The organism is Pseudoalteromonas sp. SR43-5 (assembly GCF_014163835.1).
Lineage (GTDB): Bacteria > Pseudomonadota > Gammaproteobacteria > Enterobacterales > Alteromonadaceae > Pseudoalteromonas > Pseudoalteromonas distincta.
This window is the reverse complement of sequence record NZ_JACJEA010000034.1, coordinates 23,930-49,732: the sequence shown is the minus strand read 5'-3', so window position 1 is coordinate 49,732 and position 25,803 is coordinate 23,930. Positions and strand designations below refer to the sequence as shown.

Here is a 25,803-nt window from a genome sequence, read left to right as displayed (position 1 = left end):
CGAACTCAGTAGTGAAACGAAACAGCGCCGATGATAGTGTAGCATTTGCTATGTGAAAGTAGGACATTACCAGGCTTCAAATTGTAGAAAGCCCGAATCTAACGATTCGGGCTTTTTTACGTCTGAAGAAAAGTGAAATGTGCGCAATTAATACACACTCACATCAACACCTAGCACGTAGATCGGGCGTAGCGACTCTCGACGTTAAAATCACAACAAAACCCCTCAATAACTCAGTCGGCCAATAGAGTAGCATTTGCTACGTGACTCTCCACCGCTGTGGGCACCACGACATTTCCAAGCTTCAAATTCTAGAAAGCCCGAATCTAACGATTCGGGCTTTTTTACGTCTGCAGAAAAGTGAAATGCGCACAATTAACACACTTTCACATCAACACCTATCACGTAGGTCGGGCGAGCATAGCGACTCCCGCCGTTAAAATCACAACAAAACCCCTCAATATCTCAGTCGGCCAATACAGTAGCATTTGCTACGTGACTCTCCACCGCTGTAGGTATCGTGACATTACGGAGGCTTCACATTGTAGAAAGCCGGGATTTAACGATTCGGGCTTTTTTACGTCTGCAAAAAAGTAAAGTTTGGGTGGGTTTTTCATATATCGGATTATAATTAAATCAATTACGCTTTATCAAACACCTACATTAAACACTCAATCCTAGTGAACGGCATGAATTAAGAATCTGTTTTATCTCCTACTTAGTTGATAAGTATCTATATAAGTATAATTAAGCTCTATCTTAGTAATATTCAAGAGGGGTGAGGTGCTTTTCCATGTAAATAGTATTACCTAGATGCTTAATGTTTTTATAGAACACATATATTGTTCCAACATGTAATTCATTGACTATAATGATTAATCCTAGTTATGACTTTGCTAGCTAAGCTTAGATAGCGGTAAAATGCGCTACTTAAAATAATTAAATAATTGATTATCCGAACTGGTGAATTATTTCCTTGTTAGCATAATTAATCTTCATTGTACTTTGCATAATTCAACAAAGGATTTAATTTTCTCTGATGCGATATAAAATATCTTGGTGCTTACTTTTTACCACTATGCTTACTCATTTTTCAGCTTTTTCTAATGAGTTAGAATTTTCTGGTTATGCTCGAGTTATTGGTGGTTACTTAGACGAAAAAAATGTCGAGTTTAAGGGATATGAAGACAGTATTAAATTTTCTCCATCTAGTTTAATTGGATTCCAAGGCGAGTATCAATTTGATGATAAGTGGTCTGCAACAGCCCAAGTTTTGCTAAGAAGCAATAACACAACAGCTTCTGATAACTCTGGGTTAGAGTGGTTATATTTAACATATAGGCCAACTGACAATATTCAGATAAAACTCGGAAAATTACGCACACCTTTTTTTACTATGAGTGACTTTTCGGATGTTGGTTTTGCGTACCCATGGATCAATCCACCTCAACAAGTCTACGATACTTATTTATTTAAAACATTTAATGGCATAGATGCTGTTTATAAATTTGGTGCAGAAAACTTTGATTTGAGCTTTGAAGGTTACTATGGTGAAGAGTCGGGTGATATAGGGATTGGCGCCTTAAGAACGGGCTTTGAAGTTGATAACCTTTTAGGATTTATTGGTAAGATTAATATTGAAAACTTAGAATTTAGAGTTTCCCGTTATAATGGGAATATCAAGCTTGATATTGATGAGATAAGACAGCTAGAAAATGTGCTTAATAGCCTTAATTTTACAAAAAGCGCCAGCTCGGTAAAAACAAAAGGTAGAGCACATGCAAATCAATTTGGCGTAATTTACGACAATTTAGATTATTTTTTTAGAGGTGAATGGGTCCGCATTAAAACTGATTTAGGGATAGTGCCTATAATTCAAAGCTATTATTTAACTGCCGGTGTTAATCATGCTCCTTTTACTTACCACTTAACATTTGCAGATAGCGACGTAGAAACTCGTTCTGCTGAAAATGAAATTCCGTTAGGTATTAATAGCGACTTAGATCAACTTGCATATGGGTACAATCGTATTTTTGATGAATCTACGCCTGATTCAATTAAGAGTTGGACGGTTGGTGTACGCTGGGATGTGCTGCCAAACCTTGCCTTAAAAGCTGAGTTTTCAACCCTAGAAGGTGACGATGTAAAAGACTCGTTTTTCGTTACTCCTGATGACTCTGATTTTGATAAAAAAACTAATCTTTATCTTATTGGTTTGGATTGGGTGTTTTAATGATATTTTTTAAACCTATTAATAACATTAAAAAAATAATGATGCTCTTTGTAGTCGCTAGTAGCCTATTTGGTTTTAGCATTTCAGTTTATGCAGAAAATACAAACCCCTCGAACGTCATTATTGTAGTAAATACCACAGATAAAAACTTATCTTTTAGTAAGCAACAAATTCGCCATATTTATATGGGCGGAGCTATGAGCAGACAATTTAAAGCAGTTAACCTATTTGTCGGCAATCCGCTTAGAATAAATTTTAACACTAGGATGGTAGGTCTTACTGAATCTAGAATACAAGCTTATTGGGCCCAAATGCGATTCACGGGGCGCAGCAAGCCCCCTGTCGAATTTGAGTCTACAGAAGAGGTTATAGAGTACTTACTAACCGTTGAAGACTCAGTAGCTTACCTTCCAGCAGGAATTACTATACCTAAAGAGCTCACCATAATTGCACTAAATTAAAAGTAAGCCGTTTGCTTAGTAAAAAATCAATTGCACTGAGTTATTTTGAAGTTATTGTTAGTTCTTTAAATAATATTTTCGCTCGTTCAATTGCGTGTGGTAGTTGTGCAATGCACACTGGTTTTGCAAAGTAATAGCCCTGCATTTCATCACTACCATTTGATACTAGGTAGTTAGCTTGGTCGGTTGTTTCAATTCCTTCGCTACATATTTTTAAACCAAGGCGTTGACCTAAATCGAGTATTGCTTGTAATACTGCAGTGTCTTTTGCTGAGCTTGCATATTGATTTACAAACATTCGATCTATTTTTAATGTATCAATTTCAATTTTAGTAAGGTAACTCAATGAAGAGTAACCTGTGCCAAAGTCATCTAATGCAATTGAGCCTCCCATAACTTTTACTTGATTAAAAAATTGATTCGCGTTTTCAAAATTTTCTAAATAGCTTGATTCTGTTATTTCAAACTGAATATTTGAAATATCGACGCTATGTTCAAGTAGTTTACTTTTTACAGTATGAATGAAGTTATGATCTTTTAAGTCATGGCTTGAAAGATTCATGGAGACGAGTACATTATTCCCCATAAGTTGTTTTAGCATTTGCATATCTTTAAATACTTGTGTGATCACCCATTGGGTAATCGCTTTTATTTTACCTGCTTGTTCCGCTATAGGTATAAACTCACTAGGAGAAACAAAACCTAGCTCTTTGCTTTGCCATCTTATTAAGGCTTCTAAGCCCTGAGTTTCGCCTGTATTCGACATTTTAAGTTGATAAAATAACTCAAATTCATTTTGCGCTATTGCGTGAGATATTAAGTTAGCGACTTGCGCTTTTCGTTTGTTATCTTCAAGCATTTTATGGTGGAATATTGTATATGCGCCTTTGCCTTTTTCTTTTGATGTGTACATTGCAATATCGGCATTACTGATAAATGTATTTATATCAAATTCAGCTTCTTTGGCACTTGCAATACCAATACTAATACCCGCTGGTACGTCCCACTCATTTATAGTGAATGGCTCTTTCATACTCTCAATGATATTTTCGGCAATATCTATAACAATAGATTGCTCAGTGATATTAGGTAGCATAATTAAAAACTCATCACCGCCTAAGCGTGCAATTATGTCGTTACTACGCAGATAACTTTTCACTTTTTTAGCCACAGCTTGTAAAAGCATATCTCCGGTTTCATGGCCTAGGGTGTCGTTAACGCCTTTAAAACTATCTACATCAAAGAACATAATCGCAACGTCTTGGTCGTTACTTTTACTACTAGCCAACTCGAGTTTGAGTAGGTCCATAAAAAACATGCGATTAGGTAATCCTGTTAATATATCGTAGTTGGCGAGGCGCTCCATTGAATGCGTTTGTACTAAAAGTTGTGCGGTGTGTTTATGATTGGTTTGAACTTGGGAGTCAATTGTTTGTAGTAATGCATTAATGTCGTTACCAAGTTGAGATACTTCATCATGACCAGTGACTTGGTATTGAAGCTTATAATTTGTTGATTTTTCAACTTTCTGTGTGAACTTCGAGAGCGCTAAAAGTGGGCTTAATAAACGCTGATATATCCAAAATGAAATAATAATGGTGAGTGCAATAATTAAAACAACAAATGGAGCTGCACTATAAAAAAGGCTAATTTTACTTTCATTCAATGGCTTTTTAAAGTCTTGCACAATGAGCAAATATCCAATAGGAAATTGCTCCTCCCCAATTGCCTTTAAGGCCACTAGTCCTTCATTGGTTATTGTAACCGCATAAGGTAAATTTTTTGGTTGAATACTTATAAGTTCAGGCTTAAAGCTCTCAAGCTCTAAATAGTTAGGGTGGACATACGATTGGATTAATTGCCAGTCAGCGTCAAATACATTAACAAACTTGATGTGTTCGTATCGATCAAAACCGAGTAATTCGGTGGTTATAGAGAACAAATCAACTTGCTCAGACATAACACGTAATAAGCTATCGGAAATATTTGAAGACATTGCATCTAAGTTTTGTTTAACAGATTGGCGATATAAATCTTCGTGTTCATTAATTGCGAGGAAAAAAACTAAATTTGCGCTAAATATAATTAAAACCGTTGTTATTATAATAAATTTATATCGAATACTATGAAGCATCAAATCTAACCCTTAACCATCATTTAATTATGTTTTAGTTATTATTGTGTAATCAGGCAATCCATAATTACAAAAAAGTTACTTACTACGCCCTTTGTAGCACTAAAAGCTTAACATTGAGAATGCTTTTAAATTCATATACTAAATATAGCTGTTTATTTAATTTTGTACTGACTTACTTTGTTGCAATTTCATTCTTGGTTTAATAAGTGACCTGTGTAAAACTACCTAAGTTAATTTAGTAAATCAGGTGACATGAATGTCGAATATTAAAGCTTGGAAACTTATAAGCCTGTTTTGTTTGTTCGCAGTGCTTATGGGTTGTCAATCTAAAGAAGAGCAGCTGCAACAAACAATTCAAGAGTCTATTAAAAAAGCAGATACAGAGCTGTCACAGCTTGGTACTGCGCTTGATAATGGGAATGTGCGCAATGCTGTATTACTTAAAGGATATGGCGAGCTCCTTAAAAAACAACAACCAGAGCTTACAAAAGTTGTTGATGTAATTACCCTTGATGCAACGCGTCAAGGTGCACTTTATAGTGGTTTAACACAGCGACTTAAAGATATTAAAGGAACTTACTTAATTCCTCCTTACGAAGATACGTTGCATAGTATTGATTTGTTGCGTGATGCGTCTAAACCTACGCTATTTTCTGATGCGTTAACCGATCCTATTAATATGCTAGCTGATATGTCCAAAGGCACTTTAGCGCGTGTAGGCGCAATTAGTAAGCAAGCTGAAGGTGAGGGTGTTGGTAACCAAATGGTAGGTAACCCTAACTATGGTAACTGGCAAACAAATAGTAATGGTATTAGCTTTTGGCAATGGTACGGCATGTACCGTATTTTAGGCGATGTATTTGACCGTGTTGAATATGGTAGTTGGAGCAAGCGCCGAAAGTATAGTTATTACAATGACTATGGCCGTTCGCGTTATTCAAGCCCTAAACAAATTAAAACCCAAAGCGCGCTAGAAACACGCACGCGCCAAACATATCAACGCCAAGGTAAGCAGTTTACAAGCCCTTATGCGAGTAAAAAAACAGGTGCATCCGGTTTAAGCCGTAGTAGTTATACGCCACCAAAAAGCCGCAGTAGTTATTCTCGTTCTAGCAGTTATAGCAATAGCTCAGGATCGGTGCGTGATAGCGGTAGCAGAACCTCTCGTGGCGTGAGCCGTGGTAAGTAAAAGAATAAAGTTGGAGTTAGAATAATATGTATGAATTTAATGGAATAACTATGTGGTCGCTACAAGCATTGGCGATTGATTTTGCAATTATTGTTTTATTATTTGTAAGCCTTAAATATATAAAAGGCTGGGTTTCAAACTTACACGCAAATGATGAAATAACAGAGCGTGATAACTTTGCTTTTGGTATTAGCTTTGCCGCTGGTTTAGTGGCACTGGCGATTGTATTAACAGGTGTAAGTAGTGGTGCTTTTGCTGCAACACTGCAACAAGAAGCACTGCAAATGTTAGCTTACGGCGCATTAGCAATTGTACTTATTAAGTTGGGTCACTTTTTTCAAGATAAAGTAGCGCTTCGTAAAGTAAGCCTGCACGACGAAATAGTTAAAGGTAACGTTACAGCTTCAATAATTGATTTTGGTCATGTTGTTAGCGTTGCAATAGTTATTCGCTCAGCACTTTTATGGGTGGCTACTGATGGCTGGCATGGCCTTCCAATTGTAATTGCTGCCTTTATTATAGGTAGTGTTGTATTACTACTTGTTAGCCAGTACCGAGTGCAGTTATTTAAGCGTACAAACAAAAGTGGCGACTGCCTACAACAAGCAATTGTTAATGGTAACTTAGCTGTGGGTATTCGTTACGCTGGATTTTTAATAGGTAGTGCATTAGCTATTACAGCTGCAACGGGTGTTGCGCCATACGCTGCTGATAACATTAATGCGAGTTTACTATACTGGGCTATTAGCGCTGTAGTGAGCCTTGTCGCATTTATTATTTTGCACTTAGTGACAATTAAAATAATTTTATCTGGTTGCGATATTTCAGATGAAGTTAATCGTCAAAAAAATGTAGGTGTAGCAGCTATTTCTGCAGCAGTATCATTTGCTGTAGGTATCACTATGGCAACCTTACTAGGCGCATAATCAGTGTCATCAACCAACACTCCCCCAAGTAAGTCTCGCTTACTTGGGCACGATATATTACTAATTACTGTTATGGCCGTGCTTGCTGGGTGCGGCCTTATTTATGAATACTTACTGTCTCATTATGCGGGCCGTGTACTTGGCTCAGTAGAAAGCGCTATTTACGCCATGATCGGTACTATGATTGTAGCAATGGGCTTAGGCGCTTTTTTAGCGCGCTGGTTTAAAGATGCATTTACCGCTTTTGCTTGGCTAGAAAGCATTATTGCTTTGGTTGGCATGGGCTGCATTTTAGCGATAGCGGGTGTAATAGCTGTAAGTTATTCTCTTCCTCATTTATTTTCGAGCATTTTTAACTTACCCCCAGACGTTGTACTTAATGGTTACGTATTTCAAAAGCTACAAGAGTGGTCACGTTTTCTACCTTATGTTTTTGGTTTAATACTGGGTTTATTTATTGGTATGGAAATACCGCTTATAGCGCGCATTCGTCAGCACGTTTATGGCCGTTTTTTAGAAAACAACGCAGGGACTATTTATGGTGCCGATTATATCGGTGCTGGTATTGGTGCAGCCATTTGGGTAAGTATCATGCTCTCAATGCCTATAATGCAAGCTGCAGCGTGGACGGCGTTATTTAATATCATCGCAGGACTCGCTTTTTTATGGCGTTACCATGCCCATGTGCGCTTTGCTAAGGCACTTTTAGTTTGCCATATAGTACTGTTGGCATTGTTTGGCTTTATTTTAGTATTTGGCAGTAGCTGGATGAACAATCTAAGTAATGTTTTATACAAAGATAAAGTAATTTATTCGCAAGCAACTAAATACCAACACGTAGTTTTAACCGAAAGGTTAAGCAAAAACCAACCTCAGCCAATTACCGATTTATATTTAAATGGGCGTTTACAGTTCTCAAGTATTGATGAGCAAATATATCATTCAATGCTGGTTTATCCTGCAATGCTTGCCTCTAACAGACACGACCGTGTATTAATAATTGGTGGTGGTGACGGGCTTGCACTTAGAGATGTTTTAAAATGGCCTGTGAGTGAAGTAACGTTAATAGATTTAGACGCGCAGCTTCTCAATTTATTTGGTCATAAAGACGGTGACTTTACCCCGCCAGAGCACATCAATAAGCGATTACTACAGCTAAACAATAAATCGATGCAAGACTCGCGAGCCAACATAATTGTGGGTGATGCATTTTTAGAAGTAGAAAAGCTACTTGATCAATCTAAGCAGTTCGACACTATCTTAATTGATTTACCGGACCCAAATCACCCTGATCTAAATAAAATGTACAGTGATTACTTTTATAATCATGTACGTCAGTTATTAGCACCCGATGGCGCAATGGCGGTTCAATCAACTTCACCTTACCACGCTAAAAAAGCGTTTTTAAGCATTGCTAAAACAGTTAAAGCCGCAGGGTTTGAGTATGTTGAGCAGTATCAGCAAAACATACCTTCGTTTGGGCAGTGGGGCTGGACTATAGCCACTAAAATGGGTCAGTCGGCTAGTGGCCGTATTAATGATGAGACGGCTATGCCTGTGCCATCAAGATGGATTAGTAAAGAATATTTATTGGCAAGTTTTGTATTTCCTAACCACTACTTTGAACAAGTTAAAAGTATTGAGGTCAATAGGTTAGGATCTGGTCAGCTTTATGATTACTACCGAACTGCATGGCAAATAGAAAGCGAATTGTATAAAAACTAACAAAACATGGTTGACATAATATGTCGACCATGAGAATCTTAACTCAGACATAATATGTCAAACGACAAAAGGCAGAGACATGGAATTAAATGAACTTTCAATAAAATTAGCTTCTTTTGAAACTGAAGGCGCTAACTTTGAGTCTTTCTTGATTGCCAACCCAGGCGAGCAAGATGTTTTACAAGTCATTGTTGATGGAAATGATGAACTTCCAATTTTTGTTACACAAACGCAAGAGCAGTTGTTATGTATTAGCTACTTGTTTGACGAAGATGAAGTTAAGAGTGAATTACGCAACGAGTTAAACGAAACATTACTACGTTTAAACGTGCCAATTCCACTGAGTGCATTTGCTAAAATCGATAACAAATACGCGATTTTTGGTGCACTGTCGGTAAATTCATCATTAGATGACGTTACCCACGAACTAGTGACTTTAGCCGATAACGCTATCGATGCACTAGAAGCCGTGACCTTGTATTTAAACGATTAATAGCCAGTTAGTGGAGTTAAGATTATGAGTATTTTAAAAAAATTATTTACAGCAGTACGTGGCGGCGCTCGTGAAGCAGGCGAAGCAATTGTAGATAAAAATGGCATCCGTATTTTTGAGCAAGAAATTGCAGACGCGCAAAATGCACTTCACCGCGCAAAAAAAAGCCTTACAGAAGTAATGGCTAAAGAAATGCAGACTAAGCGTAAAATTAGCGCTGTAGATGCATCAATCGCTGAACATGAAGCGTATGCAGGCCAAGCTCTTGAAAAGGGCAACGAAGCGTTAGCATTAGAAATTGCAGAAAAAATTGGTGACTTTGAAGCAGAAAAAGCCGAAAACGAGCAAGTATTATCTGGTTTTAGTAACCATATTGTTGCGCTTAAGCAGCAAGTTAAAGATGCTGAAAAATCAATTAAAGAGAATCAGCGCCAGCTTACAATGGTTAAAACCACTGAAAGCGTACAGCAAGCAACAATGGCTGTTAACAGCACGCTTAATACAAACAGCTCGTCTATGACATCGGCTCGTCAATCGCTTGAACGCATTAAACAGCGTCAACAAGATCGTAGCGACCAGCTAGGTGCTGCAAAGCAACTTGAGTCAGACGTAAATGGCGATGACTTAAAAGCAAAAATGGCTGAAGCAGGCATTGGCGACACAAGTCCAAAAAGTGCTGATATTTTAGCTCGCATCAAAGCGAAGCAAAATAGCTAACCATTACGTTTATACTTTAAAAAGGTAACCGAGTTTTGCTCAGTTACCTTTTTTGCTTAGAAGGCAGCCTTCCTATGTTTAATTTTTTCAAATCTAAAAAAGAGCCAGAGCGTCAGCTTAATCATCCGAGCGAGCTAAAAAAAGGCGACATGTTTAGCGTTATCGACTCATTTGCTTATCCGGCATGGTTAAAAGGTGAAACGCTACGTGTTACTGATATTCAGACTTACCAATATCAGCACAGCAGCGATACTGAATTTGTACTTGAGACAAATAGCGGCCAAGTTGTATTTTTACAAATTGAGCAAGATGACGGCGAAGAGTGGGCTAACTTTTCTATTAAAATTCAGCGCAACGAAGTTGAAGAGATATTTGGCCTTGATGAGTTTGCGCGTATTTTTGATGAAGAGTCGTTAACCCACATTACAGTGCAAAATACACCAGAGCGCTTTATGCAGTTTTTAGCTAAAAGTTATCAACAAAGCGAGTCGCCTTATGTGTGTTATTTCCATAATAAAGATTACCGCAACCAAACATTGCCTCGCTATGAGCAAGAAGGTGGTGAACCATGCGAAATGATTTGTTTAGCATCAGATAATGAAGGCTTTGGTTTAAATATCGAAATTTGGGATGGCGGCGAAACCGAAGTATCGCTAACGCTCATGCGTCCAATGTCTGATATTGTAGACTTGTTTCCCGGAGATGCTAAGTGAGTGATGCTAAAGACAAGTGGTTGCGTCAGGAACAAGCTGTACGTGCCACACAAATGGCATTTGATCTAAGCAGTGAAGTTCAAAAGCTGATAAAAAAGCAAGCTATTGACCAAGAGTTAACGCCGTCAGATATGATCCGTAAAATACTTGGCTTAGATGTAAAGTCTAAAAAAACGCGTCAACGTTTATCGTTTAATTTAAATGATGATGAGATTGCGCAACTAGCCAGTCGCTTTGATGTCCCAAGTGATGATAAGCGAGCCGTAAAACAACAAGTAGCTGACTTACTAATTGCTCACACTAAAAAAACTAAGTAGTTGCACTAGATTATTATGAATATTACTCTAATTGCTTATCTACTTATTTTTGCGTTGTTTGGTACTGCGGCGAGTTATTTTGTACGCTTTATTTATGCATATTGGGTGCTTAAAACAATGCCCATGAAGTACATTATAAAAGCGGGTATTTGCGTAGTGCTGGTTGTTGTAATTTCAGCGTTAATTCCGTATTTAGGTTAACGCTGAAATTAGCTTATACGCGACCGTTTTTATTTTATATCAAACGACTGGCATTGGTGATTAATACACAGCGATTGCACTTCAAGTACTGGTGAACAATCGGTTAAGCCTTGTGCTTTATTTTGTATTTTTTCTTGTTTTGTTATTTGTTGAGCAAGCTGTTCTGCTTCTTCTTGAGATGTGTTCAGCGTTGAATAAACAGCATACTTACTCGGTCCGCCGCATGCGCGGGCGCCCACTTCAAGTACTTTGCACTGAAAGCTTGCAGTGCAGCTGTTATTACTCACCATGTTATTCAGATCATAGTTTAAGTCAGATAAGTTTTTACTTTGCTCATTTGACGTCACAGTACTAGCACAACCACTTAGTAGTAAAATGCTGCTAGCAATGCTTAAAATTGATAGTTTAATTGCCGATGGTAAACAACTCATAACGTTATCCTTAAAATGCACTTACCGCTGAACCTTCAAGTTTAACACATTTATTTTCAACACACTGCGTGCTTGGCGTTGTTAAATGCTGACAAATGCTCATCATCCCTTTTTGTGAATTATAACTACTTTCAAGCTTAGTAATTTTGTCGCTAAGGGCTGCTACTTGTTTTTCAGACGCTGATTTTGTTGAATACACAACAAAGCTACTTGGCCCGCCACACGCGCGACTGCCTACTGCACTTATTCTGCATTGAGTGCTGGTATCACATTGCTTATCTGTAATTAGCGTATTTAATTCGGCTTTAGCTGTTTTTATATCGTCTATTGAAACGTTTTTTAAATCAGCTTTTGGTATTTTTTCAGCAACTACGTTCTTTTTAGTATTTTCTTGTAATTGAGTGTTTTCTTTTAGCTTTTGTAGCTCTTGCTTTGGTGCTTCAGCTTCTGAGGTTATTGTTACTTGCTGCGTTTCAGTTGGCGTTTTATCTAAGCATGCAGTTAAACAAAGTGGTAAAAGTATGGCTAACAATGGGGTACGCATAACAAACCTTGATAGTGATGAAATATTCATCACTATCATACACGGTGCATTTTTTACGGCAATAAAAACTATATTATCAAGTAATTAAAGCCGTGAAAAATATCGTTTATTAAAGTCCACCCTGCGTTAGTTTGGTGGGATTAAGTAGCTTTTCGAGTTCACTGCGTGGTAAATCGGTTTCTTGTTCGGCTACATCAATAATAGGGCGGGCTTCCTTATAAGCCTGCTTTGCTATTTTTGCTGCTTTTTCATAACCGATCACCGGATTGAGCGCAGTCACTAAAATTGGATTTTTAGCGAGTGCTTTATCTATATTAGGCTTATTTACTTTAAAGCTGGCAATGGCTTTATCGCCCAATGCTTGTGCGCTATTGGCAAGTAATTCTATGCTTTGCAAAATATTATACGCAATGACTGGCAGCATAACGTTTAGCTCAAAATTACCCGCTTGGCCTGCTACTGTAATGGTCGCGTCGTTACCGATTACTTGTGCGCTTACCATGGCTGCGGCTTCTGGTATTACCGGATTTACCTTGCCAGGCATAATAGACGAGCCCGGTTGAAGTGCTTCTAGCTCTATTTCGCCTAAGCCCGCAAGTGGTCCTGAGTTCATCCAGCGTAGGTCGTTCGCTATTTTCATTTGTGCTACAGCGAGTACTTTTAATTGCCCCGAAAGCGCTACTATGGCGTCTTGTGAGCCGATGTTATAAAAAAAGTTACTACTAGGCGTAAATCTAATGCCTACATTGGCACTCAGGTTTTCTGCAAATTTGGCTGCAAACTTAGGGTCTGCATTTATTCCTGTTCCAACAGCTGTACCGCCTTGTGCCAGTTCGCATACACGCTCTAAGCTATGTCTAATTCCTGCTGCGGCATGGTTAACTTGTGACTGCCATGCACTTAGTGTTTGATCAAATGTAACAGGCATTGCATCCATTAAATGCGTACGGCCCGTTTTAACTATATGGCCTATCTCAGCTTTTTTCTTTTCTAGGCTTTGCGATAAGTTTTCAAGCGAAGGAAGTAATTCATACACTACATTTATTGCGCTACTGAGTGCGATAGCAGTAGGGACTACATCGTTAGAGCTTTGCCCCATGTTTACATCATCATTAGGGTGAATGCTTTCACTGCCTAATCGGCTAGCAAGCGTTGCAATAACTTCGTTGGCATTCATATTTGAGCTTGTGCCCGAACCTGTTTGAAAAATATCAACGGGGAAATGCTCAACATGCTCGCCATCAATAATACTTTGACAAGCTTGCTCAATAGCATTTGCTTTGTCTTTACTTAAATGGCCAAGCTCGCAGTTACTTTGCGCAGCAGCTTGTTTTATATAAGCCAGTGCAGTGATAAATTGCTTTGGCATAGATAAGCCACTAATGGCAAAGTTATTAACTGCTCGTTGTGTTTGCGCCTGATAGAGCGCATCAGTAGGTACTTGTAGCTCGCCCATGCTGTCTGATTCTGTTCTAAAGTTGCTCATAAGTGTGCTCCTTAAAAAGGGTTAAATTCGTGACTAAGAATACGAGCTTCACGCTCAAGTATTAAAAATTGTGCAGTATTGTTATGCACCTTATAAAATCGTTTTAATGCTAATAATGGCTTGTATAGCTGCTCTAAACATTGTTTACGAATAGCATTATGTATAAGAGGGTCGCACATTTTGTTCATAATTTCATGGTGTGTGCGCCTAAGATAAAACTCTTGAAGCAAAGGATTATGTTGTTGCTCAAATTTTTTGGCGACGTTAAGGGCGGTTTCTATGTAATCGGCAACGAGCATGGGGGCATGCAGGCCAGGTCTTAAGCAATGACAAGAGAGTTCTTGATGGTAGCGATGCTGGGCATAATTTGAAGACATAAAAAAAACCGACTCAAGTTAACGATAATAGTTATCATTACATTTAATCGGTTTCAGTGTAAACAGTTATTATAAAAATTATTTGCGATACTAATTTGAGTATTAATTGTAGCCAAGAATAAATATCTGATCTGTTTCATGTTTGGTCATCGCCTGTTGATTATGTTTAGGGTGCGAAAGTAAATCGATTACTGTAGCTCTCATATCAACGGCGTAACTATGATCGTCGGTGGTTTTTTCGGTTATAGCAATGGCTGCGTCTACAGCGGTATAAGGGGGTATATGCATAATTTTATCCTTTGAAATTTAATATAAGTTAAACCCTTTAGTGGGTTAACAATATAAAAGCATATTACGTACCAACCATAATGAGCCAGCTCAACCATATGATAGTTATAGTATTTAAAAATTACCTTTTTTTCATCACGACAAAATAAGCTAAATTTGCTTTACTGTTGTGCATTAATCTACAATTTTGGTGCACAGTAATGACAAAGCCATTTTCACAAGCCTGTGAAAACAATAAAACCCCTATTTTAGAGCAATTAAAGGACGTATTAAAAAATACTAAAACAGTCCTCGAAGTCGGATCAGGAACCGGCCAGCATAGTGTGTTTTTTGCAGAGCAATTACCGCATTTACAATGGCATACAAGTGATCGCGCTATAAACCACGAAGGGATTAATTTATGGCACCGCGAAGCTAATTTAACTAATTTACATGCACCACTTGAGCTTGATTTAAATAATGAATGGCCTGTAGATAAGGTTGACGCTATTTATACTGCAAACACATTTCATATTGTAAGTTGGCAATTAGTTGAACGTTTTTTTGACGGTGTTAAACGTCACTTAAATAGCGACGGTATGTTGTGTATTTATGGGCCATTCAAATACCAAGGTGAATTTACCAGCCCAAGTAATGATGACTTTAGTGCCTTTTTAACAGAGCGCGATCCGTTAAGTGGAATAAGAGATTTTGAAGCAGTTGAACAACTAGCTAAGCAAGCAGGGCTTACGCTTATTAGCGATACTGCCATGCCTGCAAATAATCAGTTACTCGTTTTTAAACGGCAGTAATGAGCTACATTGCTCTTTATATATATCAATATGGCCGCGTTCACGCTTTAAGTAGTCGCTTATTGCATTACTGAAATCGCTATCAACAATATGGTGAGCAGAGTAGGTAAGTACGGGTTCAAATCCGCGTGCTATTTTGTGCTCACCTTGTGCTCCCGAATGAAAGCAGCTGAGTTTATGCTTTATTGCAAACTCAATACCTTGGTAATAGCACAGCTCAAAGTGAAGCGAATCTACTTCTTCACTTGCTCCCCAGTAGCGCCCATAAAGTGTATTCTCACCTACTAAACTAAGTGTTGCAGCAATCACGTTGTCGTCTTTTTTGGCCAGCATAATAACGAGGTTATTAGCCATTAATGCATGTAAAAGCGTAAAAAACTCCATATTTAAATAGCCCAAATGACCAGATCGCTTTAAGTAGGTACGCTGATAAAACTCACAAAACAATTGCATTATCTCGGGCGTAATTTGCGTTCCTTGCAGCCATTCAATATCAATATTTTGTTGCGCTATTTTAGCTCGCTCTTTTTTAAGTGACTTACGTTTTCGTGAGTTAAGTATTTGCAAAAAATCGTCAAAGGTTTCAAAACCTTTATTAAACCACTGAAATTGCACACCCACTCTTAGCATGGCATGTTGCTCAGTTAATGATGTTGCTTGGGCTTGGTCGCAAAAATTAACATGCCACCCCGACCACCTTTGCTCAGCACTGTGTATATTAAGTTGCTCTGTAATGTACTGATACACCGCATTTGGGTTAGCGTGCTCGATAGCAATACGCTTGCCTTCAATAGGGCTAAAGGGAATGCCAGATAGCCACTTGGGATAATATTCTAAACCGTGTTTTTCGTATGCCTCAGCCCATGCCCAGTCAAATACGTACTCGCCGTATGAATGACTTTTTAAATACCCAGGTGCAAGCGCAATGAGCGTATCATCTTCAAAAATAGCGAGGTGATGGGGCTGCCAACCGCTTTTTTGTGTTACGCATTGGCTTTGCTCAAGGGCATATAAAAAAGCATGTTGAGTAAATGGTTCATCACCAAATAAACGTTGCCACTGCGCCTGATCAATCTCATTAATACTGCTAAACCATTGGTGCGAAAACGTTCCCATGACTACTTACCTTGTAGTTGTTCTAAGCTGTTCTACGTTTTTAATAAACGTACTAATTTGCTTTTTAAGCTCGGTAAAATGAGGATTATAAGTTAAGCGTTGTAAAGCCGGATAGTGTTTTAAGTTGGCGCTTGTACGCTCTCCTAGTTGTGGATTTTTTGTTGTTTTACATGTTTTATACAGGGACTCGTCGTTAATAAAGCTGCCACAACTACGATAGGTTGCTTTAATCCCATAATGTGGATTTTGCGGTGAGTTAACAATAGCAATATGCGACATACCATGAATTTTTTTACACTGAGGCGATGTGCATTGCGGGTTATTTACTGTGTAGTCACTAGCAAAGTCTAGCGGTAAAATATCAGTGCTTCCATAAAGTACTAAAGTATCGAGCGGCTTATATTTTACTGAATTATCTTTATGTAATGCACTTAATAATTTTAGCGTGGCACGCGTATCTATCGTGGTATCAATATCGCTAAGTACACTAAAAATAGGTAATTTAAGTGCAGAGCGTTTGTTTAAGCTACTTACGCTTGCAAGTGACATAGCATAGTACGACGCGGCAGCTGCATTTAAAGGAAATGATTCATACTTAGCAAAGTCTACATCGGCGTCTTTATCTATCCAATTAACAAAGGGTATGGCATCAATCCACTTTGCTATCCAGCCGTACTTATTATGTGGCTCGGAGCCTGGCGAATAAAGCATAAGCGCTTTAATTTTGGGTGAAACTGTGTACTTGGTTGCGTAATCAATAAGTAACGCTGCACCGGTAGAGTAACCTGCGAGTATCACCTCATCAAAGTCTTGCACCGAGCGTTTAATACCGTATTTTATTGCCTGTTGCCATTGGCTAACCTCTACATTGAGTAATGCACTTGCGGCGCTTCCATGTCCTGGTAATAAAATAGTACGCACAGTATAGCCTTGTTGATAATACACTTGTGCTAAATCGTGATACGTAAAGGGTGAGTCAGTTAGCCCGTGAACTAATAGTGCAACTTTATTGCTGTTTGGATGCGTAAGCTCAAAAGGGGCAATAATATCTGCAATAGTAGGGTCAGGTTTTCGCGTACCTTGTGTTACTAATTGCTGGTACGTTTGTGTAATAACAGGGCATGGCATATCTGCACGTGGATTGGTTTTATTTATATGTTTATATGCAAAATCTAAGTAATCGTTAAATGGTAAAAGTGCGTGGTAATTAAAGCGCTGGTGGTTGTGCTCTTTTTCAAAGCGTAATAAGCCTTGTTGCTTACTTTTTGTTATAAATTTAAAGTCGCTCGCCTGCGAGATACAGTTTTGAGCGATAGCTGTATGCGAAAAAACACTTAAAACAAAACCAAAAGCGACTCTTAAAACTATTCTTAAAATTAAACCACTATTGTTCATTAACTTCTGCATATTGGACAAGACACTCGGTTAGCTTAATGAGTTCAAGCGGTTTTGCAAGGTGCTGGTTAAATCCAACGGCTTGTGCATGTGCTTTATCCTCTGGCATAACGTCGGCAGTTAAAGCAATAATCGGGAGCTCTTGTTCAGTTTTAAACTGGCGGATCAGTGCCGTTGCTCTATAGCCATCCATTACAGGCATTTGGCAATCCATAAGCACTAAGTCAAAATGCTGCTTTTTAACTATATCAACGGCCAGTTCGCCATTTTCTACTATATACGGCACAATTCCTAACGAGCCAAGCATCGCTTTAATAACCATTTGATTTACTGGGTTATCCTCTGCGACCAAAATATCTAGCGAAGTAATATTAGTATTATCAAATGTAATAACATGTTCTTTTTTAGGTTCTGTTGTTTCTAATCGCATTGAAAATGTAAAAGTAGAGCCTTTATTTACTTCACTTTTAAGTGTTATATCAGCCCCCATTAATTGGCTTAACTCTTTCGCTATGGTTAAGCCAAGGCCTGTACCACCAAACTGCCTTGAGGTAGAACTATCCGCTTGGGTAAATGCGTTAAATAATTTTTTATGTTGGCTTGGTTTTATACCTATGCCGGTATCACTAACGGTTATAACTAGCTGTACTTTATTGGCGGCAGTAAACTCTGTTTCTATGTTTAAAGTAACGCTGCCTTGGCTTGTAAATTTAATCGCGTTGCTACATAAATTAAGTAATATTTGCTCAATTCGCATAGGATCACCAATAAACCAGGTATCAACAGGTAGCTTTGAATTAACTTGCCATTTAATACCTTTGTTAACTGCGCTTTGCTCAAACATGTTGTTTATACGTGTTATTAAAGCACCTAAGTCGAATGCAATAGATTCAATAACTAACTTTTGGGATTCTATTTTTGATATATCAAGAATGTCATTAATTAAGTTTAATAAACTTTTAGATGCTGAGTTTATTTTATCTAAATAGCCAATGAGTGTATTTGCATTGTCTGTTTCTCTAGCAAGTGAAGAAAAACCAATAACGGCGTTTAATGGTGTTCGTATTTCGTGGCTCATATTCGCTAAAAATTGGCTTTTAGCCTGATTAGCTAAATCGGACTGCTTCTTTGCTTGTGCGAGTGAGTGAGTACGCTCTGCAACTTGACGTGTAAGTGCGATTTGTTGCTGATTAAACAGCAGTAAAACCATTAAAATTAAAGAACATACGGCAACTTGAAGTATGAGTAATAATAAAGTTAGTTGACTATTATGTTGTGTTAAAAAGCTTTCTTTAAGGGCTAGTTTTACAATCCATTTTTGCCCTGCAAAGTCCACATCAAACGACATTAAGCGGCTGCCTTTAGCTTGCTGAACATTTTGAGAGTAATTACTATAAAACGGCGGAGTGTTTGTATCTTCGTATATACCAATCGAAAACATATCAGACTGTTCTTTAGAAATTGCCTGCTCAATAATACTACGCACTAAAAATACACCAGTGGCATAGCCTTTAATTGTTTTTTCATCACTATGCTGGGAGTACACAGGGGCAAATAATAAATAGGCTGGTTTAGGTTGTTTGGTTTGCACCAACTGAATTATTTTAGTTCCTACTGGCATGTACTTTATAGCGGGGTTAAGCAGAGAGCTTTTTCGATCAGGGTTTGAAAATACATTAAAGCCAATAGCTTTTTGATTACCATTAAAAGGAGCTATGTATTTTACTATCACAAGGGGATCGCTACTTTCAAGAGGTTCGCCAACTACATCAATATCTAAATGATAAATGTTTGATATTTCTTGGGCAAAGACGTCGCGTTGATCTTGAGGTATTTTTGCGTTCCACGATAAGGCGTTAATAAATGCGTGCTGAGTTAGTAACTGGCTAGCATAAGAATAAAAATCTTGCTGGCTTAGCATGGGAGATGACTGTACCTGACTTGCTAGGCTCTGCACTGCAATAATACTACGATTTGTATATCTATAAAGGCTGTTTTCTATAACATGGACTTCACGTTCAGCAATTTTAATAGTGTTTATACGATTTTCTTGATCGTATAACTGCGTTGTTACCGCGACTGATAAAAATAAAATAGAGCATACTGCAATTGTCGGAAACGCCGATATATTATGTTGATTAGACTTTTGTGGTAATAAAGAAAGTAAAAGCGGAGTCGCAATTAATACTCCTAATGTATCACCAAGCCACCAGTAAGTAACATTCTTCCAATGATTATCAACACTGTAAACCGAGTTGAATTGGCTTAAGGCAAATACGCCAAAGTTAGCCGAAATTAAGCTGACCAATATTGCTATGACAAGGATAAAGTAAATTATATTTTTGCGCTTTTTAAAGCGCAGCGGGTGCCCAAGCCAATACTTTAAAAGAGCTGCGCCGACCATTGCCTGTATAACAACACCAAAGGCGATATACATAGCCTCGTTAAATGAGTTACCGACCAGGACTAGCTCATGAGCTGAACTATCAAAAATATTTAGATTAAATGCAATTGCAGCTACAAATAGAGGCGGGATAAAGCGCCACCACCAAATATAACAGCCAACTAAAGCTATGCCGGCAGGTAACCAAATTGGAATTATTTGCGAGTTAAAAGCAAGTTTAGTGAGTGCTATGCCGACTAAAAAATATGCCAAGGCAAACATGATGTAAAAAATAATGGAATGATTTTTAGAGTTAAAATTTTTCACATAAGGTCCAAGCAATTATTATTGTCGTTTTGAAATATCAGTATAGCTAACAGTAAGTTATTTTGGTTATTTTTATAAAGGTAACTGTTTTTTGCTAAATGACTGCTTTAACACAACTGTTGATTCTATATTTGCGATACAACTTAAGCCACCTAGTTGATGTTTCACAAACGTTTCGTAGCTCTCAAGATCATGTGCAATGATTTTTAATAAATAATCATAGCTTCCTGATATTACACAACACTCTAATACATGTGGTAACTTTTCTACATGTTGCTCAAATTGCTCTGCAGCACTTACCGAGTTTTGGCTTAATCGTACAAACGCATATACCAACACATTAAGGTTAAGTGCTTTAGGATTTATGGCGGCGTGGTAGCCGGTAATAATGTTTTCTTGCTCTAACTTTTTTATACGCCTTAAACAAGGCGTATCCGATAGGTTAATACTGCTGGCCAAATCTGAAACCGACATACGAGCTTGGCTTTGCAGTGCAATGAGTAATTGCTGATCTTTTTTATCTAACATAGTTGTCGGCTTTTATTAATTATTTTTATATTTGTAGTGATTATTGCTAAGTATTGCAGTTTTTACTAATTTTTTTGGCGTTTTACCCTCATTGAACTCTGTTAGCATTTAACTATAAAAATAATAGAGCACAACAATGAACACACATACCGCTATTTTCGATCACTGGATACGAACTGAGTTTGTCACTTTAAATAGTGAATTAGAGCAGCTTTATTGGCAGCAAACCGATAAAGCAAATGTAGAAGGGGTAGGCGAGGCCTTAAAGCAACAATTAGAAAAAGAAGGCAACGTATTAATTAGCAATTTATTAGCCGAGGGAAACACAGATCAAGGCTTTGATAGCGCTTTTGACTTACTCGGTAACGTAGGATTATTTATGGCAGCGTGTAGGCGCCATGAAATTACTGAGCCAAGCAGAGAAACCACTTCACCGCTAATAGAAGCCTCAGCGCTTGCTATGCATATAGGCGCATCTATTGGCGTAACCCCTCGTTTTGCTACCGCCCACTTAACTACTCATAACAAAGCACTTAACGGTATTTATAAACGATTTACCAATTTACCTGATGAAAAGCTGTTTCTTGATTATAACACTCAAGGCATTTTGGCCTACAAACGGGCAAGTGATGCATTATTAAAAATATTGCCGTTAGGTATTTCACATCCCTTGTGTGGTGAGTTATTAAAAGTAGCTAAACAAGCGCTTATAGATGTAATTGAGTCAAACAATGCACTTTATTCTGAGCTCGATACAGATCGCTTTTTTAACTGCGTTCGCCCTTATTATAAACCGTACCGTGTAGGTAAAGAGGTTTACAGAGGGGCAAATGCTGGTGACTTTGCAGGTATTAACGTGATTGATATGCTGTTAGGGCTGTGTAGTGCAAACGAGCCTAGTTACTCGCAAATGCTGGTGGATAAGTTTTTATATATGATGCCAGAGGATCAACAAATCCTGCTAGAAGCCATGCGTATGCAAAGCTTTATGGATGACTTTTTACAAGCAGAGCAATATAAAAATACAGATTGGTTTAAAAGCCACGCAACGTTATTTATCCAAGTGTGTAAATTACATGGCGACACCGCAGTCGGTCATCATAATCAACTGGTTGAAAAGTTTATTGCTCAGCCTTCAAAAAATATGCAACAGCAGCATATGAGCAAGGTAACAGCAAGTGGTCCGCCGCTTAATGTGTTACTTGATTCGCTCGAAAAATTAAGAGATAGGCGAGCCAGTGCCAAACGCGACGATATAAAAACACGTTTTGACGATCTAAATACACTTAAAGAATGGGTTAAATAGCATGCTTAAAAATGATTTTTGTATGGCTGATGGCTGTTATTTACTAAACCACTCGGTAGGGCGTCCTCTTAAAAATACGCAGCAATATTTAGCACAGCACTACTTTTTACCGTGGGAGAGCTCAAATAAAGAACCTTGGCAACAATGGCTGCCCGCAGTTGAGCAATTTACTACCGCGCTTGGTAAGTTATTTAATGCGCCTAGTTCGCAGTTTTGTCCTCAGGTTAATTTATCAAGTGGCTTAACAAAATTGCTTATGTCGCATCCACGGCTACAGCAAAAAAATTGTAAAGTGCTTATGGCGCAAAGTGATTTTCCGAGTATGGGTTTTGCAATGCAAAAAGCGTTGCCAAAGTGCGCGCAAATCATATTTATACCTGAGCACGAAAACCTAACTGATATTAGTGTTTGGCAGCGTTATATAACCGCCGACATCGATTTAGTTTTTATAAGTCATGTATATTCAAATACAGGTGTACAGGCGCCTGTGTACGATATTGTAGCTATAAGTAAATTTACCAATAGTTTATCAATAGTTGATGTTGCTCAGTCAGCGGGTGTTATACCGCTTGATTTAAGCGTGCTCGATGCGGACTTTATGATTGGCTCGAGCGTTAAATGGTTATGTGGTGGCCCAGGTGCAGCTTATTTATGGGTTAACAAAAATCAAATAGAGTATTGTGAGCCTAAAGATGTGAGTTGGTTTTCGCATCAAAATCCATTTGAGTTCGATATTAATAATTTTGAATATAACAGCAGTGCGCTTAAGTTTTGGGGTGGCACCCCTTCTGTAGCGCCTTATATTATTGCCGCAAATAGTATTACCTACTTTGCAGAGCTAACAGCTCACAAGGTAAGGGTGCATAACTTAGCGATGCTTACGCTTATTCATGAGCAACTAAGCGAATATGTTGTATCACCTATGAGTGGTGATAAATGCAGCGGGACTGTTATTTTGTTTTTTAACAAGCAGCAAGACCATGTACTTACAGAGCTTAATAAAGCGAAAGTCAGTGTAGATGCTCGCAAATTTGGAATACGAGTATCGCCACATATTTATAATACTCAAGAAGACGTTGCGCAATTTATTTCTATAGTAAAACGAGCGCTTAAGGGTTTTGGCTAAGCTGCTGCTTTCTTTGCTTTAATGACTCTATTTTTTGCTGCGTTTGACTAATTGATGCGTCGTAGGCTTGTTTTAATGAATTTGTTTTAGTTGCGATAGCATCAGCAATAGACGAAGCGCCTAAACGATTGGCCTTATCTTGGGTCATATAATCTATTTGTTGTTTTTTAGCTGCGTATTCTTTTTGGCTTTGTTCAATAGATAGCTCAAGGCGCTTTATTTCACGCTCTATTTGCTGAACTTCTAAGTAGTCATCAACAGAGGTATCGGTAATACCTTTACCGGGCGTAGAGCTTTTATATGCTTCAATTACATTTATATCTTTTAGAGTAATAACTTGTGCATCTTTAGCGCAAGGCGTTTGGCTAAAAGTAGGAACGCCCTTAATTACACACTTATACACTGTTGTACTTTGTGCCAAGGTAAAAAATGGTGCTGCCGCGCAAAATGATAGCAATATGAACCGGATCATAGCTAAACCTAAAAGTGGCTAAAGTTGTGTTAATAATGCCCTAAGTTATTACTAGGCACAATTTGTTTAGTTTTTATAAATTTTAGGCACAAAAAACCACAATCAAGTGGTTTAAATTACGTATGGTCCAGAGGGAGGGATAGACTTGCTTACATCCATGTAATCAATCGCTACGCGACGCTTGCAGCGGCCTAAAATATTCCAGACATTTTGTCGAACCATGTCGAGGGTTCTCACCCTCCCAATTTAGTATCGGTGTTAAATTTTAGGCACAAAAAAACCACAATTAAGTGGTTTAAATTAAGTATGGTGGAGAGGGAGGGATTCGAACCCTCGATAGAGCTACAAACTCTATACTCCCTTAGCAGGGGAGCTCCTTCGGCCACTCGGACACCTCTCCAACGCATAACCGGTTGTATTGATGGAATAAAAAAAGCCACCAATTAAAATATGGTGGAGAGATAGGGATTTGAACCCTAGATGGGCTATAAACCCATGCCGGTTTTCAAGACCGGTGCATTCGACCACTCTGCCATCTCTCCGTGACGCAGAATAATACTTAGGTGATACCGCTGTGTAAATAGCAAAATGACTGTTTGCCTAAAAAATATACGTAAATGAGGTTTTTTTTGTAAATAAGGGGAAATTAAGGCAATTTTTAATAAAATAAATAGGTTGCAGCAAACAATGGGAGCTAAATAAGTGACTTCATTTAGTGGTTGAGTGTTCGCTGCACCGAAAAATAATCATGGTTGGGTGATTATTTATATTGAGCTGCACCGCTAAGTGCTAGTCTTTTACCAATCGTGTTAAGTTTAGCTAACATTCTTGCTTTACGGTTAGTTGGTTTAACGGCTACTTGCGCTACTGCTGTTTGATTTAATGTATTAATTGGTTTCATTATTTTGCTCCGGTCGTATCTGTTGAAATCGCGTGCATTTTGCACGTTGTTTGATTAAAAATACAACGATAAAAATTGAGTCTGAGGGATTAGTTAAACTAATCTGAATTGATTTTATTAATATGCGATTCAGTAAGTTGCATTACTGTTTTTGCATAGCTATTTATATAACGGTTGGTTTTAACCCCTTTGATGTTGGGGTTTTTGGTTTTTTAATTTATTTTTATGCATTTTATACAATGTTTTTTGATTATTTATTCAGATTAAAAAAATTTAATTAAACGTTTGTTATCTCACTCTAAAATACATTGCTGGAAACAAAAGCTTGTCACTACTTATAATTATTAAACCAAGTATCAAAAAACAGAGCCAAAAATCATTGGCATGGCTTAAAAATATCTGTAAAAAACGCAGCTTTTCTTATTGTATATTTACTACAACGGGAAGCTTTGACGATGACTGCGCTCAAATAAGGTTGTTACTGAGTAAATTTCCCAAAGTAGTTGCACTAGGTGGCGATGGTACATTGAACTTGGCGGTCAATGCGCTAATAGGGAGCAGTTGTTCGTTAGCATTATTACCTTGCGGTACAGGTAACGATTTCTCCAGAGGGTTTAATTGCAAAGAAGATGATTGGCGAAAGGCATTATTTAATACACCGACAGCAATTGATATAGGAAAAATTAATAGCCGCTATTTTATTAATATTGCAGGGGTAGGATTTGATGCTCATGTGATTAAAACTATTAACGATAAAGCTAATTTTTCATCTTTTGATTACAGTTGGACGAGCATTAAAGAGCTATTTTATTATCAAGCTCAGCAGTTACAAGGTACGTTTAATAACGATGCTCGGCAGTATCAAAATTTAATTACTGTATTTGCTAATCATAAGTACTTTGGTGGCGGGCTAAAAATAGCGCCAAAAGCAGATTTAACTGATGGCCAGCTTGAGTGTTATCAAATGCGATCGGGTGGGCTTTTTTATAATGTAATAAGCTTTATTAAGTTATTTTTTAAGCGTCATGAGTATATAAAAAACCTTACCTATAGTCGCTTAAATACAGCTTCCATAAAAACTGAAGGGTTATTGATTGAAGCAGATGGTGAGCTGATAGGTAAAACTCCTGCAGTTGTTAGTGTGTATGGACAGGCCTTACTTTTTCATATGCCAATAAAAAAGCGCCTACAGTAAAGTAGGCGCTTTTGCGTTAGTTGCG

The 25,803-nt window shown here is 38.0% G+C and carries 26 protein-coding genes and 2 tRNA genes; 14 read left to right on the top strand and 14 right to left on the bottom strand.

Going from position 1 to position 25,803, the window contains the following annotated elements; translation table 11 throughout:
* Window positions 1-1,039 precede the first annotated feature (1,039 nt).
* Window positions 1,040-2,233 (top strand): outer membrane beta-barrel protein, encoded by a 1,194-nt coding sequence (locus H5090_RS17260; protein WP_182696306.1) that lies wholly within the window; start codon window positions 1,040-1,042, stop codon window positions 2,231-2,233.
* Window positions 2,233-2,694 (top strand): hypothetical protein, encoded by a 462-nt coding sequence (locus H5090_RS17255; RefSeq protein ID WP_024597417.1) that lies wholly within the window; start codon window positions 2,233-2,235, stop codon window positions 2,692-2,694. The genes H5090_RS17260 and H5090_RS17255 overlap by 1 nt, the downstream gene beginning before the upstream one ends.
* Window positions 2,695-2,734: 40 nt before the next feature.
* Here H5090_RS17255 and H5090_RS17250 read toward each other — a convergent pair whose 3' ends face one another.
* Window positions 2,735-4,828 carry a bifunctional diguanylate cyclase/phosphodiesterase gene (locus H5090_RS17250; RefSeq protein WP_182696305.1) on the bottom strand — a complete coding sequence of 698 codons (2,094 nt, stop codon included), beginning with the start codon at window positions 4,826-4,828 and terminating at the stop codon, window positions 2,735-2,737.
* A 259-nt stretch (window positions 4,829-5,087) separates the two neighbouring features.
* Here H5090_RS17250 and H5090_RS17245 point away from each other — a divergent pair, with 259 nt between their 5' ends.
* The 8 genes from H5090_RS17245 to H5090_RS17210 all read left to right on the top strand — a co-directional run bounded on the left by H5090_RS17245 (window position 5,088) and on the right by H5090_RS17210 (window position 11,112).
* A complete protein-coding gene (locus H5090_RS17245; RefSeq protein ID WP_182696304.1) occupies window positions 5,088-6,020 on the top strand; it encodes a CHAD domain-containing protein in 933 nt (310 codons plus the stop codon).
* A 26-nt stretch (window positions 6,021-6,046) separates the two neighbouring features.
* A complete protein-coding gene (locus H5090_RS17240) occupies window positions 6,047-6,946 on the top strand; it encodes a DUF350 domain-containing protein (protein WP_182696303.1) in 900 nt (299 codons plus the stop codon).
* Window positions 6,947-6,949: 3 nt separating this feature from the next.
* Window positions 6,950-8,671, top strand: a complete 1,722-nt coding sequence (locus H5090_RS17235; protein WP_024597421.1) for a polyamine aminopropyltransferase — start codon at window positions 6,950-6,952, stop codon at window positions 8,669-8,671.
* A 79-nt stretch (window positions 8,672-8,750) separates the two neighbouring features.
* Window positions 8,751-9,164: a YjfI family protein gene (locus H5090_RS17230; protein WP_004335098.1), complete on the top strand. Its 414-nt coding sequence runs from the start codon at window positions 8,751-8,753 to the stop codon at window positions 9,162-9,164.
* A 24-nt stretch (window positions 9,165-9,188) separates the two neighbouring features.
* A complete protein-coding gene (locus tag H5090_RS17225; protein ID WP_004335088.1) occupies window positions 9,189-9,881 on the top strand; it encodes a PspA/IM30 family protein in 693 nt (230 codons plus the stop codon).
* Window positions 9,882-9,955: 74 nt separating this feature from the next.
* Entirely contained in the window at window positions 9,956-10,594 is a 639-nt protein-coding gene (locus tag H5090_RS17220) for a DUF4178 domain-containing protein (protein ID WP_024597422.1), read from the top strand.
* On the top strand, window positions 10,591-10,911 hold the full coding sequence (locus H5090_RS17215; RefSeq protein ID WP_024597423.1) for a hypothetical protein: 321 nt from the start codon (window positions 10,591-10,593) through the stop codon (window positions 10,909-10,911). The genes H5090_RS17220 and H5090_RS17215 overlap by 4 nt, the downstream gene beginning before the upstream one ends.
* A gap of 15 nt (window positions 10,912-10,926) precedes the next feature.
* Window positions 10,927-11,112 carry a hypothetical protein gene (locus tag H5090_RS17210; RefSeq protein ID WP_024597424.1) on the top strand — a complete coding sequence of 62 codons (186 nt, stop codon included), beginning with the start codon at window positions 10,927-10,929 and terminating at the stop codon, window positions 11,110-11,112.
* A gap of 29 nt (window positions 11,113-11,141) precedes the next feature.
* On the opposite strand, the gene H5090_RS17205 is transcribed toward H5090_RS17210, so the two are convergent.
* From H5090_RS17205 to H5090_RS17185, 5 genes are all read right to left on the bottom strand, one after another.
* Entirely contained in the window at window positions 11,142-11,543 is a 402-nt protein-coding gene (locus tag H5090_RS17205) for a hypothetical protein (protein ID WP_024597425.1), read from the bottom strand.
* Window positions 11,544-11,553: 10 nt separating this feature from the next.
* A complete protein-coding gene (locus tag H5090_RS17200; RefSeq protein ID WP_182696302.1) occupies window positions 11,554-12,087 on the bottom strand; it encodes a hypothetical protein in 534 nt (177 codons plus the stop codon).
* Between the two features lie 109 nt (window positions 12,088-12,196).
* Complete coding sequence (locus H5090_RS17195) at window positions 12,197-13,573, bottom strand: aspartate ammonia-lyase (RefSeq protein ID WP_182696301.1); 1,377 nt, start codon at window positions 13,571-13,573, stop codon at window positions 12,197-12,199.
* 11 nt (window positions 13,574-13,584) lie between these two features.
* Window positions 13,585-13,950, bottom strand: a complete 366-nt coding sequence (locus tag H5090_RS17190) for a hypothetical protein (RefSeq protein WP_223231703.1) — start codon at window positions 13,948-13,950, stop codon at window positions 13,585-13,587.
* Between the two features lie 102 nt (window positions 13,951-14,052).
* Window positions 14,053-14,238 carry a hypothetical protein gene (locus H5090_RS17185; RefSeq protein ID WP_010554833.1) on the bottom strand — a complete coding sequence of 62 codons (186 nt, stop codon included), beginning with the start codon at window positions 14,236-14,238 and terminating at the stop codon, window positions 14,053-14,055.
* A 200-nt stretch (window positions 14,239-14,438) separates the two neighbouring features.
* Here H5090_RS17185 and H5090_RS17180 point away from each other — a divergent pair, with 200 nt between their 5' ends.
* Entirely contained in the window at window positions 14,439-15,029 is a 591-nt protein-coding gene (locus tag H5090_RS17180) for a DUF938 domain-containing protein (RefSeq protein WP_039488722.1), read from the top strand.
* Here H5090_RS17180 and H5090_RS17175 read toward each other — a convergent pair.
* The 4 genes from H5090_RS17175 to H5090_RS17160 all read right to left on the bottom strand — a co-directional run bounded on the left by H5090_RS17175 (window position 15,006) and on the right by H5090_RS17160 (window position 20,778).
* Complete coding sequence (locus tag H5090_RS17175) at window positions 15,006-16,145, bottom strand: GNAT family N-acetyltransferase (RefSeq protein WP_182696300.1); 1,140 nt, start codon at window positions 16,143-16,145, stop codon at window positions 15,006-15,008. The two genes, H5090_RS17180 and H5090_RS17175, sit on opposite strands and share 24 nt — an antisense overlap.
* Before the next feature lie 6 nt (window positions 16,146-16,151).
* Window positions 16,152-17,540, bottom strand: coding sequence for a carboxylesterase (locus H5090_RS17170; protein WP_182696299.1), 1,389 nt, complete (start codon window positions 17,538-17,540; stop codon window positions 16,152-16,154).
* Complete coding sequence (locus H5090_RS17165) at window positions 17,530-20,250, bottom strand: ATP-binding protein (protein ID WP_182696298.1); 2,721 nt, start codon at window positions 20,248-20,250, stop codon at window positions 17,530-17,532. Before H5090_RS17165 ends, H5090_RS17170 begins: the two co-directional genes overlap by 11 nt.
* A gap of 72 nt (window positions 20,251-20,322) precedes the next feature.
* Window positions 20,323-20,778 carry an Lrp/AsnC family transcriptional regulator gene (locus H5090_RS17160; protein WP_039488718.1) on the bottom strand — a complete coding sequence of 152 codons (456 nt, stop codon included), beginning with the start codon at window positions 20,776-20,778 and terminating at the stop codon, window positions 20,323-20,325.
* A 136-nt stretch (window positions 20,779-20,914) separates the two neighbouring features.
* Between H5090_RS17160 and H5090_RS17155 the strand changes: the two genes are divergently transcribed.
* Together H5090_RS17155 and H5090_RS17150 are read left to right on the top strand one after the other, a co-directional pair.
* Entirely contained in the window at window positions 20,915-22,084 is a 1,170-nt protein-coding gene (locus H5090_RS17155) for a monodechloroaminopyrrolnitrin synthase PrnB family protein (RefSeq protein WP_182696297.1), read from the top strand.
* A gap of 1 nt (window position 22,085) precedes the next feature.
* Window positions 22,086-23,210, top strand: coding sequence for an aminotransferase class V-fold PLP-dependent enzyme (locus tag H5090_RS17150; RefSeq protein WP_182696296.1), 1,125 nt, complete (start codon window positions 22,086-22,088; stop codon window positions 23,208-23,210).
* Here H5090_RS17150 and H5090_RS17145 read toward each other — a convergent pair.
* The 4 genes from H5090_RS17145 to H5090_RS17130 form a co-directional block, all read right to left on the bottom strand.
* Window positions 23,194-23,682 (bottom strand): RNA-binding protein, encoded by a 489-nt coding sequence (locus H5090_RS17145; protein WP_024597153.1) that lies wholly within the window; start codon window positions 23,680-23,682, stop codon window positions 23,194-23,196. The genes H5090_RS17150 and H5090_RS17145 overlap by 17 nt on opposite strands.
* A gap of 307 nt (window positions 23,683-23,989) precedes the next feature.
* Window positions 23,990-24,082: transfer RNA gene (locus tag H5090_RS17140), tRNA-Ser, on the bottom strand.
* A gap of 51 nt (window positions 24,083-24,133) precedes the next feature.
* Window positions 24,134-24,224: transfer RNA gene (locus H5090_RS17135), tRNA-Ser, on the bottom strand.
* 218 nt (window positions 24,225-24,442) lie between these two features.
* Entirely contained in the window at window positions 24,443-24,583 is a 141-nt protein-coding gene (locus H5090_RS17130; protein WP_164487637.1) for a hypothetical protein, read from the bottom strand.
* Between the two features lie 325 nt (window positions 24,584-24,908).
* Here H5090_RS17130 and H5090_RS17125 point away from each other — a divergent pair, with 325 nt between their 5' ends.
* The gene (locus tag H5090_RS17125) at window positions 24,909-25,778 is read left to right on the top strand and encodes a diacylglycerol kinase family protein (protein ID WP_182696295.1); all 870 of its coding nucleotides are present in this window, start codon (window positions 24,909-24,911) and stop codon (window positions 25,776-25,778) included.
* The last annotated feature ends 25 nt before the right edge of the window (window positions 25,779-25,803 follow it).